This window comes from Bradyrhizobium sp. SZCCHNS1050 (assembly GCF_032484785.1).
GTDB lineage: Bacteria > Pseudomonadota > Alphaproteobacteria > Rhizobiales > Xanthobacteraceae > Bradyrhizobium.
In genome coordinates this window covers 1,356,162-1,371,632 of sequence record NZ_JAUETR010000002.1, presented here as the reverse complement: position 1 = coordinate 1,371,632, position 15,471 = coordinate 1,356,162, and the positions used below count along the sequence as shown (strand labels likewise).

Here is a 15,471-nt window from a genome sequence, read left to right as displayed (position 1 = left end):
CGCTCCTCAAGAATAGTTCCTGCCTTTCGCAAATAATTCGCGAGAGGCCGGTTCCATTTCGGCCGTTTCATGGCGGCAAGCTTTTATTCCCAACAGCGTGCGTGTTGTTCCCCAAGTATTGTGTGATCGAATAACTGCCAATTAGCAGTAATTCTCCCGGCCCTGCCTCCATTTATTCTTGTCGTTCCGCCCCTGCCGCGCGGGGGACGGAAGCATAGGCACAGCCTTGTTTCTCTTAATAAATGCCGCTGCACTTGACTGCATTTACCCAAAGTCCCTAAAATCCGATTAACAAGAACCGGTAATATTGACCCGTATTCTCGTTTAATAATAGTTTAACGATAGAAATGGGGCGCCACCAAAGCGCCCCATATTTGGAGGTTTTGGCGCATGAATGCTCCTGTCCTGCTGGCCCAGTTGACCGGCACGTCCACGCAGCCATCCAGCGCCTCGGCCAAGCACCTCAAGATCGGGAAACCGCCGGGCAACCAAGCCGTTACGGTTCATCTCGACGGCCAGAGCCAGATCGATTTCAGCGATATCGCCAGCGAGCGGCTGACCTTCGTCAAGATCGGCGACCGCCTGATCATCCTGTTCGACAATCAGTCGACGGTCTCGATCGACCCGGTTTTCGACGCCAACGGCGCCCCGCTGAAGGACGTCAGCTTCGAAGTCGGCCCCGACCGAATCATCAATGGCGATCAGTTCGCCGAGCTGTTTCCGGTCACCACCGACCAGTCGGTGCTGCCCGCCGCGGGTACGCCCGGTGCGCCCGGCGTGCCCGCCGGCGCGAACTTCGGGACGTTCAAGGTCGACCCGCTGACCGTCGGCACGCCGCTCGGCCTGCTGGGACCCGAGGACTTCACCACCAAATTCGGCGACAACCCGGTCACGCCGAATCCGACGCCAATCGCCGGCGTTGCCGACAGCGTGGTGCTCAACGAGGACGGCCTGTCCGAAGGCCGGCCCGGCGGTAGTGGCGACATCGGCGGCGTGGTGACGAGCTTCACCGGTTCGCTGAACGTCGACTTTGGCACCGACGTGATCGGCCGCGCCTTTGCGTTCGCGGCGTCACAGCCTGGTCTTGCCGGGCTGACGTCCGGCGGCCAGGAGTTGCATTTTGCGATCACCACCGTCAACGGCCAGCCGGAGCTGATCGGCTATATCGGCGGTGATCCCTCGATCGTCGCCAACCAGGTCTTCACCGTCACGCTCGACGCCAACTCGACGATCGCGGGGACCTGCACGGTCACGCTGCTGCAGCCGCTCGATCATCCGGTGTTCGGCACCGAAGACACGCTGAACCTCACCATCAACGTCATCGCCATCGACGGCAGCGGCGACACCGCGCCGGTGACGATCGTGATCGGCGTCAACGACGATTCGCCGGTCGCCGGCACCGTCGAGGCGATCAATGTCGCCGAGCACACCGGCGGCGGAAGCGAAGGCGGCGGCGAGAGCGAGCTCGTCGCCAAGGTCGTGGGCGGCGACGGCTTCGAGCCGACCACCGCGAGCGTGGACCTCAACATCGGCTGGGGCGCCGACAACGGCAACAGCAAGGTCGATGGCGGCTCCAACGGCACCGTGGTCGACGGCGACCGCTCGCTGGTGTTCGATGCGTCCGAGATCGCGACCTTGCAGGCGCTGGGCCTGACCTCGAACGGCGAGGCCATCTCCTACACGCTGTCGGCCAACGGCACCGAGATCATCGCGACCGCAGGCGAGGGTGAGGGCGCACGCACCATCTTCACCGTGTCGCTGTCCGACACCGGCTCCGGCAGCGCCACCTTCACGCTGTCCGACAATATCGACCACAACGGCGCCAACGACGCCTCGCTGCCGCTGACCTTCAAGGTGGTTGCGACCGACGCCGACGGCGACCCCGTCAACAGCGCCTTCACCGTCAACGTCGCGGATGACGGCCCGAGCTTCGGCGAGAAGCCGAGCTATTCGGTGGTCGACGAAGACGGGCTCGGCAATGCCGGCAACAGCTACGCCGACGGCCATGATGCCTATGGCGAAGACCTGACGGTCACGGATACGCTCGGAATCCGCTGGGGCTCCGACGACGCCAACAACAATGTCGACGGCGGCATCAACGGAACGCCGGTCAATGGCGACCGCGCCGTCACCTTCGCCGCAAACGTGGCGGCCTCGCTCGAGGCAAAGGATCTGACCTCCGACGGCTTTGCCCTGCGCTACGAGGTGTCGGGGAACGGCACCGTGCTGACCGCCTATCGCTATGATGCCGCGCACGAGACCTATGTCGACGCCAACGGCAAGCCGCTGGAAGGCGAGGGCCTGTCGGGCGCCGTGGTGTTCACGGTGTCGCTGTCAGACCAGGGCCATGGCTCCTATACCTTCGCGCTGTCGGGCAACCTGGATCACCCGGTGCACGGCACCGAGGACGACATCACCCTCAACATCGGTTTCGTCGCGACCGATTCCGATGGCGATGCGATCACCGACACCTTCACGGTGAAGGTCAATGACGACGCCCCGAGCTTCGGCGAGAAGCCGAGCTATTCGGTGGTCGACGAGGACGGCCTCGGCAACGCCGGCAACAGCTACAAGGACGACGGCGACGCCTATGGCGAAAGCCTGAAGGTCACCGATACGCTCGGCATTCGCTGGGGCGCCGACGGCGCCAACAGCCATGTCGATGGTGGCATCGATGGCGCGCCGGTCAATGGCGACCGCGCCGTAACCTTCGCGGCCGACGTGGTCGCGACGCTCGACGCCCAGAATCTCACCTCGAACGGCTTCGGTCTCACCTACGTCGTGTCCGAGAACGGCACGCTGCTGACCGCCTATCGCTATGACGCCGAGCACGAGACCTATGTCGGCGCAGACGGCAAGCCGACGGATTCGGCCCACGCGACGGTGTTCACCGTGGCGCTGTCCGATCAGGATCACGGCTCCTATACGTTCGAGCTGAAAGGCAATCTCGATCACCCGGTGCACGGCACCGAGGACGACATCACGCTCAACATCGGCTTCGTCGCCACCGATTCCGACGGTGACGCAGTCACCGACAGCTTCACCCTGAAGGTCAACGACGACGCGCCGGTGTTCGGCGATGCGCCGAGCGCTGGCGTGGTCGACGAGGACGGACTCGGCAATGCCGGCGACAGCTATGCGCAAGGCAGCGACGTCGCCGGCGCCGATCTCACGGTGACCAAGACGCTCGCGATCCTGTGGGGTGCCGATAGCGCCAACAGCCATGTCGACGGCGGCATCGATGGCGCCCCGGTCAAGGGTGATCGCGCCGTCACTTTCGCCGCCGACACCGTTCCCTCGCTCGAGGAACTGGGGCTGACGTCGAACGGGATTGCGCTGAGCTATCAGGTCTCCGAGAACGGCACGCTGCTGACCGCCTATCGCTACGACGCCGCCCACGAGACCTATGTCGACGCGAACGGCAAGCCGACGGAGGACCTCGCCAGCGCCACGGTGTTCACCGTCTCGCTGTCGGATCAGGACCAGGGCTCCTACACGTTCAATCTCACCGGCAATCTCGATCATTCGGTCCACGGCAGCGAGGATAATCAAGGGCTGTATTTCGGCTTCGTCGCCACCGATTCCGACGGCGACGCAATCCACGGCAGCTTCAATGTCGAGGTCAACGACGACGCTCCGGTGTTTGGAGAGCGCGTCAGCTACTCCGTGGTCGACGAGGATGGTCTCGGCAATCCCGGCAACTCCTATTCGGACGGCAAGGACGCAGCCGGCGCCAATCTGACGGTGACCGATTTCCTCGGCATCCGTTGGGGCGCCGACAGTGCCAACAGCCATGTCGACGGCGGCATCAACGGTACGCCGGTCAATGGCGACCGCGCCGTCACCTTTGCCTCCGACGTGATCTCGACGCTCACCGGCCAGCATCTGACGTCGAACGGCGTCGCGCTGACCTACACCGTGTCCCCCGACGGCACGCTGCTGACCGCTTACCGCTACGATGAAGCGCATCACACCTACGTCGACGGCGAGGGCCATGCCACCGGTGATCCGGCCAAGGCTGCGGTGTTCACGGTGTCGCTGTCCGACCAGGGGCAGGGGTCCTACAGCTTCACGCTGATCGACAATATCGATCATCCGGCCCACAACACCGAGGACGACGTCACGCTCACCCTCGGCTTCGTCGCCACGGATTCGGATGGCGATGCGGTCTCCGACACCTTCACGGTCAAGATCAACGACGACGCGCCGGTGCTGAACCGGGAGATTGCGACCGGCGTGGTCGATGAGGACGGGCTCCCGACCGGGCTCGCGGGCGGGTCTGGCGACGTCCCCGGCCAGAACACCGTCGCAACGGGCGATCTCGGCATCTCCTGGGGCAGCGACAGCGCCAACAATCTCGGCAATGTCGGGATCACCGGTGCGTCCCCGGTGAACGGCGACCGCGCCGTCACCTTCGCGTCCGACGCCACCACCACGCTCGCCGCGCAGCACCTGACCTCGAACGGCGTCGCGTTGACCTACGACGTCAGCGAAGGCGGCACGTTGATCACGGCCTACCGCTTCGATGGACAGCATTACATCGACGGCAACGGCAACTGGACCGGCAACAAGGCCAATGCCGCCGTGTTCACAGTGAAGCTGTCCGACCTCGATTCCGGATCCTACAGCTTCACGCTGCTCGACAATCTCGACCACCCGGTGCCCAACACCGAGGACAGCATCGCGCTGACATTGAAATACGTCGCCACGGATTCCGACGGCGACCAGGTCAGCGGCACGTTCAAGGTCAGCGTCAACGACGACAGCCCGGAGGCGCATACCGGGACGGCCAAGAGCATCAGCGAAGCTGATCTCAACGCTGGCGGTGGCGATTGCGGCCCCGATTTCGGCGGTCACGATTTCGGCGGTCACGATGGCGGCAGCCGCGATCCCCAGGTGACCGGCGCGCTCAACATCAAATGGGGTGCCGACAACAACGACAGCGGCGCCGCCGATCGCTCGGTTCGCTTCGCCAATACGTCCAACGCCGCCGACGACGTCCATGTGACCAACGGCAGCGACGTCGGCCTCAGTGGCCTGACGTCGGACGGTCAGCAGGTGAAATACGCCTTCGATCATGGCGCGCTGGTCGGCTACACCGGCAACAGCCTCAATTCCGGTCAGCGCGTGTTCGAGGTCTCGCTCGATGACGACGGCACCGGCACCTACACCTTCAAGCTGCTCGGCAATCTCGATCATCCGGCCGGGCAGGAGAGCAACGTCGTCAAGCTGACCTTCGATTACACCGCGACCGATTCCGACGGCGATTCGAGCAGCAGCACGTTCACCGTCACCGTGGTCGACGACGTCCCGACGATCGGACACGCCGAGAGCGAGACCGTCAGCGAAGCCAACCTGCCGACCGATCTCTATGACGTCCTGTTCCCGGATTCGCCGTACTCGACGGTGCAGACCGGCCGTCTCGCGATTTCCTGGGGCGCCGACGACAATGATTCCGGCGCGACCAACAACCGCTCGGTGGCGTTCTTCAACACGACCGCACCGGACGGGCTCACGTCGAACGGCTATGCGGTCAGCTATGTGGTCTCGTCCGACGGCACCACGCTGAGCGCGGTCACCACCGATCACCGCACCGTTTTCACCGTCACGCTGAGCGATGACGGCGACGGCAGCTACAAGTTCACGCTGCTCGACAACCTCGATCATGGCAAGTCGGGCACCGACAGCCTGGCGCTGAGCTTCGGCTTCAAGGCCACCGATTCCGACGGCGACAGCGCCGCGAGCAGCTTCACGGTGGCGGTGACGGACGACGTCCCGACCGTCGGCTGCCCCGAGGACGAGACCGTCAGCGAGGCCAGCCTGCCGACCGACGGCTACGACACCAGCCATCCGGATGCATCGAACTCGACGGTCCAGACCGGCAGCCTCGACATCTCCTGGGGCGCCGACGACAACAATACGGGTGTCGGGCACAACCGCGCGGTGGCCTTCACGACCGCCGCCGGCGCCGCGGGCCTGACCTCCGACGGCTCGGCGATCAGCTACACGATCTCCGGCGACGGCACCTTGCTGACGGCGGTCACCGCGGATCACCGCACCGTCTTCACGATCCAGTTGTCCGACAGCGGCGATGGAAGCTACAAGTTCACGCTGTACGACAACATCGACCACCCGGCGTCCGGCCAGAACGATGACAGCCTGCCGCTGACGTTCGGCTTCAAGGCCACCGATTCCGACGGCGACAGCGTCACCAGCAGCTTCAAGGTCACGGTGCTCGACACCGCGCCGGTGGCGGCGGCCGGCGATGCCAGGACCGTTGACGAGGACGATCTGCCGGGCGGCACCGATGTCTCCAAGGAGCCGACCGCGGTCAGCGGCGACCTCAACATCAGCTGGGGCTCCGACGACAGCAACAAGACCTCGGGCGGCGGGCTCGGCGACCGCTCGGTCAGCTTCCGCTACACGAGCGCAGGCGCGAATGTCGACGCCGAGGACAGCGCAGGCCGCAACCTGGCGCTGACGTCGGACGGCCAGACGGTGAAGTACAGCTTCGAGAATGGCGTGCTGGTCGGCTACACCGGCAGCGATCTCGCCCACGGCACCCGCGTGTTCGAAGTGTCGCTGAGCGACCAGAACGACGGCTCCTACAGCTTCAAGCTGCTCGGCACCCTCGATCATCCCGCCGGCAGCGGCGAGAACATCGTCAAGCTGTCCTTCAGCTTCACGGCGACCGATGGCGACGGCGACACGTCCAGCAACAGCTTCACCGTCTCGGTCAAGGACGACGTGCCGGTGCTCGGTTCGCCGACCGCAGCGACGGTGACCGAGAACACCACCGGATCCGCCGGGGCGGAGGTGTTCCAGACCCAGACCGCGTCCAATGTCGCGCTCAACATCAATTGGGGCGCGGACGACAACAATTCGGGCGCGGCCAATCGCAGCGTCGCGTTCGATAGCGCGATCCATACCGGCGACGTGGTCAAGACCACCGGCGCAGGCAGCCCGACGCTGACGTCGAACGGCACGGCGGTGCAGTTCATCCGCGTGTCGGACACCGAGATCTGGGGCGTCGCCAACGACAATGGCGGCCAGCTCACGACGAACGACCGCAAGGTGTTCCACATCACGCTGTCCGACGACGGCTCCGGCAGCTACACCTTCGAGCTCCTGGACAATGTCGATCACGTCGGCTCGGGCCAGACCAATGCACTGTCGCTGAAGCTCGGCTTCACCGCGACCGATGCCGATGGCGATACCGCCTCCGGCGGCAACTTCACCGTCACCATCAATGACGACAACGGCCGGCCCGCGATCGGCACGGCTGATGCCGGGACCGTCGACGAGGATGGGCTTTCCGGCGGCAACACCGGAGCGGCCACCGGCGACGTCGCCGGTGCCAATGTCACGGCCAACGGCTCGTTGGCGATCTCCTGGGGCGCCGACGACAACAACAGCGGCAGCGTGAACCGCGCGGTCGCGTTCAGCGGCATCACCAACGGCCAGAACGCCACTTCGGACGCGGGCTCGCTGACGGTCGAGGGCGTCCAGGTCAAGCTCTGGGTCGTCGGTAATACGGTCTATGGCTACACCGGCAGCAATCCGACCAACGGCAACCCGCCGTCGGTGGCCAGCCAGGTGTTCAAGGTCTCGCTCGATGATTCCGGTGCAGGCAGCTACAGCTTCACGCTGCTGAAGCACGTCGATCATCCGGCCGGCCAGAACGAGAACGACGTCAAGCTGACCTTCGGCTTCACCGCCACCGATGCGGATGGCGACAGCGCCAGCTCGTCATTCGCCGTGACGATCGACGACGACACCCCCGTCGCGACCGCGACGGTGTTGAGAGCGGCGGTCTACGAGAGCGAGCTGCCGAACGGAACGGTAGTGACCGCGACCGGCAACCATGGCGGCGACCTCAACGGCGACGGCAACGGCAACGATTCCTACTTCACCGGCAATCTGAGCTCGCTGGTGTCGTTCGGCGCCGACAGGCCCGGCACCTATACGGTCGAGAAGACCAACCTCGCGCCCGAGCTGCTGTCGCTGACGTCGGGCGGCGTGGCGCTGACCTACAGCATCGGGGTCGACAACACGCTGATCGCCAAGGCTGGCAGCGTCACGATCTTCGAATTCCAGGTCGATGCCAACACCGGCCAGTATTCGTTCCGTCTGAAGGGCGCGCTGGACCACGTGGGCACCGGCCATGACAACACGCTGACGCTCGATCTGTCGACGGCGGTGACCGCCACCGATTCCGACGGCGATTCCGTTGCGCTGCACGATCAGATCATCATCACCGTCAACGATGACAGCCCGCAGTCGCAGGACGTCGACACCGTCGCGATCTCGGAGGCAGCCGGCAGCGTCTCGACCGGCGCGGTCGATCTGCGCATCACCTATGGGGCCGATGGCGACAGCTCCGGTCCGTCGGTGACGTTCCTCGGCGCGTCGCCAGTGCGCGCCTACGATGCGGCCAACCACCAGCTCTCCGGGCTGACCTCGCTCGGCTTCGGTCTGACCTACGTCATGTCGGCCGATCACACCACGCTGACCGCCTATCGCATGAGCGGTGGCAGCTACATCGGCCAGAATGGTCTGGTGACCGGCAACGCGGCTGATGCCGCGGTCTTCACGGTGACGCTGTCCGAGGCCGGCACCGGCTCCTACAACTTCACCTTGCTGCAGCCGCTCGATCACCCCGCGCCGATCGGGACCTCGAGCGCGGCCGACCAGTATCTCGACATCAATTTCGCCTTCGCGGTCGAGGATCGCGACCATGACGTCTTCACCAACAATTTCACCGTCCGGGTCGATGCTGCCGGCACGGTGACGACGACACGCTATGACGCGCCGAACTCGCCGGTGTTCGTCAATCTCGGCGATACCTCGGCGACGGTCCTCGGCGAGACGGTCGGGGCTCACAGCGTGACCGACCGCGCCGCGGTGACCGACAAGGTGGTCGGCACCGACAAGCTCGGCGGCGTGACCGAGGCCCACGGCTCAAATGGCGACGACATTCTGGTCGGCGGCAACGGCGTGGGCGGCGATGTCCTGTATGGCGGCGCCGGCAACGACATCATCATCGGCGGAGGAGGTGGCGACCGGCTGTTCGGCGGCGCCGGCAACGACACCTTCCTCTACACGGTGGGCGACGGCAGCGACGTCATCGACGGCGGCTCGGAGTCTGGCACGACCTTTCCGAACTACGACGTGCTCGCGATCACGGGCGATGGAAATGCGCGCAATTTCACCATCGGCAAGACCTCGACCGGCACCGAGATCAATCCGACGCTGAACGATCCCTCCGCCAGCAACGCCACCGACATTCTGGTGCGCTATGACGGTCCGAACGGAGCGACCATCCGCGCCGACGAGATCGAGCGCATCACGATCACCGGCGGCACTGCCAGCGACACGGTGACGATCACCGATATCAGCGGCACCGCGATCGCGCCGTCGACCATCGTGTTCAACGGTGGCTCCGGCAGCGACACGCTGGATCTCTTCCGGTTTGCCGGCAACACCAGCGTTGTGTCCGACGGCGGATCTGACACCGACACCGTGAAGTTCGGCTTCAAGTTCGCCGAGGCGACCTACACCAAGGTGTTCGCCACCGACGGCGTGACGCTGATCGGCGTGCAGGTCACCCACAACGGCCTGACCGATACGTTCACGAACTATGAGAGCTTTGCATTCACCGACGGCACGCGCACGCTGACCGGCGTCTTCAACACGCCGCCGGTGGCTCATGACGACGCGGTGCAAGCGAGCGAGGACAGCCCGCTCACGGTCAACGCGCTGCTCAGCCTGCTCAACAACGACACCGACGTCGACAACAACACCTTGACCGTCAGCGGCGTGTCGAACGCGACGCACGGCACCGTTTCGCTCTCCAACGGCAATCCGGTGTTCACGCCGGACAAGAACTTCTCGGGCGTTGCCGGCTTCGATTACACGGTCAGCGACGGCGATGGCGGGACCGCGACCGCGCATGTCACGGTCGACGTCGCACCGAAGGCGGACGCGCTGACGCTGGGCTTCATGGATCTCGGCCCGGCCTCGGGTGCCGAGGACACCACGATCAACCTGAAGCTCATCAGTGCCGCCGTCACCGACACCGACGGCTCCGAAAGCCTGCGGCTGCTTATTACAGGTTATCCGGCCGGCGCGACCTTCTCGGTCGGCCATGCCGGAACCGGCGCTGACGCCGGCAAGTGGGTGATCGATAGCGCCGCCGCGATCGCCGCGTTCGACAGCCATCCGCTGCAGATCACGCCGCCCGCGAATTACAACGGCACGTTCTCGCTGTCGGTGGTCGCGGAGGTTACCGACCAGGCTACGTTGTCGGACGGCAACGTCCACACCGACGTCGTCAACACCGCACTGCAGACGATCGATGTCACGGTGACCCCGGTCAACGACGCGCCGCAGATCCATGCGCCGGCGCAGGTGACGACGAACGAGGATACGCCATTCGCCTTCACCGGCGCGAACGCGTTCTCCTTCTCCGATGCGGACGGCGATGTCGTCGAGTCCGTGAGGTTCGACATCTCCGGCGGCACGTTCGCGATCCCGTCTCTCGGCGTCTACAACGCCAGCCAGACGCTCTCGATGAGCGGGTTCAAGATCAGCGACCTGAACACCTATCTGGCGTCGGCGGTGTTCACGCCATCAGCCGACAACGACGCGACGGGATCGGTCACGATCACCATCAACGACAACGGCAATGTCGGCGGCGGCAATCTGAGCGCGACGCAGACGATCACGATCAACATCAACCCGATCGAGGATGCTCCCAGGGCCGTGGATGACACGGCCAGCGTGAACGAGGACACGACGCTGACCGTGTCCAATCCGGTGCAGGGCGTTCTGCACAACGACCGCGACCCGGATACGGGCGACACGCTGAGCGTGGTGGCGGGTGACTTCACGACGGCCAAGGGCGGCACGATCCATTTCAATGCCGACGGCACCTATGTCTACAAGCCCAAGGCCGACTTCTATGGCGCGGATACCGTGGATTACACGGTGCGTGATGCGGCCGGACAGACGGACACCGGCACGCTGACGATCAACGTGGCGCCGGTGAACGATGCGCCGGAGATCCATGCCCCGACGCATGTGACGGCCAATGAAGGCGCCTCGTTCGCCTTCACCGGAGCGAACGCGATCACCTTCTCCGACGCGGACGGCGATGTCGTCGAGTCCGTGAGGTTCGACATCTCCGGCGGCACGTTGTCCATTCCGTCGCTCGGCGTCTTCAACGCTGAACAGACGCTCTCGATGAGCGGGTTCAAGATCAGCGATCTGAACACCTATCTGGCCTCTGCCGTCTTCACCCCGAACAGCGACCATCCGGGGTCGGTCACGATCACCATCAACGACAACGGCAATGTCGGCGGCGGCAATCTGAGTGCCACCCAGACCGTCAGCGTCGAGGTCATCCCCGCCAACCACCCGCCGGTGGCGAACTCCGACACCCATGCGGTGCTGGAGGATGGCAGCCTCAACATCTCGGCGGCGAACGGCGTGATCCGCGGCTCGACCGGCGGCTCGGTGGCCGACAGCGACGTCGACAACCCCGTCAGCTCGCTCGTCGTGTCCGGCGTCGTGGCTGGCACCGGCAGCGTGACGCAGGGGGCGGGCGTCGGCACCTCGATCGAGGGCGCCTACGGCCATCTGACGCTGAATTCGGACGGCTCCTACACCTATGTCGCCGACAAGGCCGATGCGCTGGCGGCGGGCGTGCCCGCGGTGGACACCTTCACCTATACCGACAAGGATCCGTCGGGCGCGGTGTCGAACACCGCGACGCTCAAGATCACGGTCACCGGCGTCAACGACGCGGCCGTGATCAGCGGTGACGCCACCGGCACCGTCGCCGAGGAGGGCGGCATCGCGAACAGCCAGAGCAGCCCGCTCTACGGCATCGCCCGCGGCGACCTCAATGCGACCGACGTCGACGGGCACAACGATGTGTGGCAGGCGACGTCCTCGAACACGGCCAACGGCTACGGCTGGTACGACGTCGGCAGCGATGGCAGATGGACCTACGGCATCTATAACAACGACCCGAGAATCCAGGCGCTGAAGGAAGGCGAGACCACGCTGACCGACAGCTTCACGGTCTACACGGAGGACGGCACCGCCAAGACGGTGACGATCCAGATCCTCGGCAACAATGACGCGCCGGTCCTGCAGAACGCGCTGACCGACCGCAGCTCGGCGGAAGATCAGCCGTTCAGCTTCACCATCCCGTCGAACACGTTTGCCGATGTCGATGGCCGCTTCGATGGCACCGCGAACCCGCTGACGCTGTCGGCGAACCTCAGCGACGGCAGCAACCTGCCGGCGTGGTTGCACTTCGACGCCACGACCGGCACCTTCAGCGGCACCCCGTCGGCCAATTTCGCAGGCACGGTCAACGTCACGGTCTACGCCAGCGACGGCGAATATGCCGTCTCGGACGCCTTCACGCTGACCATCACGCCGGTCAATGACGGCGCTGCGAGCGTGACGGTGTCGGGCACGGCGACGCAAGGTCAGACGCTGACCGCCAATCTCGGCAGCGATCCGGATGGTGCCGCGTCGAACGTCGTCTATCACTGGCTGCGCGACGGCGCCGTCATCAACGGCGCGACGGGCTCGACCTACACGCTGGGCTCCAACGACGTCGGCCACAAGATCTCGGCCAACGTCACCTACACCGACGGCCAGGGCTTTGCCGAGAACGTGACCAGCGGCCAGACCGGCTCGGTCACGGCGCCGAACCACGCGCCGACCTTCGGGGCGGGAACGACCACGGCAAGCGTCACGGAGGACGCCTCCTATGCGGCGCCGAGCGGCAACCTGATCCAGAACGGCTCGTTCGGCTACTACAACGGCAACTTCTACACGCTGGATGCGTGGACGGTCGGGGGCGCCCATGCCGTCACCGTCGTGGGCGGCCGCACGGACGGCGGCTCGGCCGATTTCTACGGCGCATCGAGCTCGATGAGCCAGACCATCAGCACCGTCGTCGGCGTGACCTATACCGTCGACTTCTACGTGATGACCTACGGTACGGCCGTGACATCAGCCGTTGATGGAACAACCCTTCTGACGACGAGCGCCTGGAACTTTGGCTGGACGGAGCAGACCTACCAGTTCACCGCGACCTCGACGTCGACCACCATCAAGTTCGCGAGCGGCGGCGGCGCCGTCATCGACGACATCTCGGTGCAGCCCAGCACGGTCGTGACACCGGGAGTGGAGCAGGCGTCCGGCGCGATCGCCTTCACCGACGTGGACGGCGATGCCCAGACCGTGACCTACACGACACCGGCCGGCAGCAACTACTACGGCTCGTTCAGCGCCACGGTCGACAATACCGGCCACAAGGTGAACTGGACGTTCGCCGTCAATGACGCCGACATCCAGTCGCTGCGCGCCAGCGACCATATCGATCAGACCTATACGGTGAAGATCGATGACGGTCACGGCGGGACGACGATGCAGACCGTCACCGTCACGGTGAACGGCGTCAACGATGCGGCGTCGATCGCGGGCATGGCAAGCGGTGCGGTCAAGGAGGACGGCACGCTGACGGCAGGCGGGACCCTGACGGTCACCGACGTCGATAGCGGAGAAGCCCAGTTCCAGACGCCGGCTTCGCTGGCGGGGACGTATGGCACCTTCACCTTCAATGCGGTGACAGGCGACTGGGGTTATACGCTGAACAATTCGGCTGCCAACGTGCAGGCGCTCAACAATGGCGACGTCAAGCATGACACGCTGACGGTGAAGTCGGTCGACGGCACGGCCAGCCAGGTCATCGACGTGACCATCAGCGGCACGAATGAGCCCGCGCCGCTGGCCGTGGTGGACACCACGAGCGCCGACGGACGCTATGCGCTGTCGAAGAACAGCGACTCGCCGAACGTGGTCAGCCTGGACGCGGCGACGCTGTTCTCGGGCGGAATGGGGACGGTCACCTACACCTACAGCCTCGTCTACAGCTCGACCGGCGACGACAGCTGGATCCACCGGACCGGCAATCAGTTCACCGGAGATCCGAGCAACAACGACGCGGGCCTGTATGTCTACAAGGTCACGGCCACCGACTCGGTATCGTCCGTATCGACCTATCTGGCCTTCAATGCGCTCGACAATGGTGCGCTCAACCTCACCATCAACTCGCTGTCGGACAAGTCGTGGGTGGTCGGTTCGGCCCCGTGGCTCTCCGGCTACAGCGCCAACGACGGCGACGCGATCACCGCCACGGTCGACAACCCGCTCGAGGCCAATGCCAACAACGGCTACGACGTGATGATCGGGTCGAGCGGCGGCAACAACTTCAACGGCGGTGCCGACGACGACGGCATCTACGGCCTCGGCGGCAACGACACGCTGCTCGGCGGCGCCGGCAACGACTACATCAACGGCGGCGCCGGCAACGACTCCATCCGGGGCGGCAGCGGCAACGACGTCACCATCGGCGGCTCCGGCAACGACACCTTCTATTGGGGCGTCAACGACGGCGTCGACACCGTCGACGGCGGCATTGGCACCGACACGTTCGTCATCGAGGGGACGTCGTCCCAGGATCTGATCTATGTCACGGTTGCCGGCGGCGTGATCACCGACGTCAACGGAACCAAGCTCAGCAATATCGAGGCCGTGACCGCCGATCTCGGCAGCAGCAGCAGCGATACCCTGACCTACATCACCAGCGAGGACGTGACGGTCAATCTCGGCGCCGGCACGGCCACCGGCTTCAGCTCGATCGCCAATATCGAGCGCGTGACCGGCGGCTCGGGCGACGACATCCTTATCGGCAGCAGTGCTGCCAACGCGATCAATGGCGGCGATGGCGACGACATCATCCGCGGCGGCGGCGGCAACGACACCATCGATGGCGGGGCAGGGATCGACCTGCTCGACTTCTCGGATGCGACGGCCGGTTTTACGTTGACGCTGACTCAAAGCTCGACCGCCACGAATGTGTCCATTCCTGGTCTCGGCACGGACAGCTACAAGAATATGGAAGGCGTGATCGGTTCGAACTACAATGATACGATCAATGGATCGGGCAGCGCTGACGTTCTCATCGGCGGCGCCGGCTCCGACCAGCTCACGGGCAACGGCGGCTCCGACACGTTCAAGTGGAACGCCGGTGATCTCGCCGGTGGCGGGCTCGACACCATCCTGGACTTCCAGACCGGCACCTCCGGCGACGTCATCGACCTCTCGGGCCTCTTGTCCAGCGTGTCCGGCAACCATGCCGACGCGGTGCGCTTCGTCGACAGCGGCGGGCACACCAGCCTGGCCTCGGCCAATGGCAGCGGCGTGCTGAACAACGGCGACCTGACGCTGCAGGTCAATACCGGCTCCGGCTGGAGCAATGTGGCGACCTTCAAGGACACCGGCACCAACCTTACGGGTGGCGACGACGTCATCAAGATGATCCTCGACAACAGCCACGCCCAGACGCAGGTCCACGTCTGATCCCGGCCGGCACGGGACACGAAA

The 15,471-nt window shown here is 65.0% G+C and carries 1 protein-coding gene; it reads left to right on the top strand.

Features of this window, described 5'->3' with window-relative positions:
- Positions 1-390 precede the first annotated feature (390 nt).
- Positions 391-15,447 (top strand): VCBS domain-containing protein, encoded by a 15,057-nt coding sequence (locus QX094_RS30665; protein WP_316188430.1) that lies wholly within the window; start codon positions 391-393, stop codon positions 15,445-15,447.
- Positions 15,448-15,471: the final 24 nt, after the last annotated feature.

Excerpts from the sequence above, each read along its gene's own strand:
- QX094_RS30665 (WP_316188430.1), top strand. The coding sequence starts at position 391 with ATGAATGCTCCTGTCCTGCTGGCCCAGTTGACCGGCACGTCCACGCAG.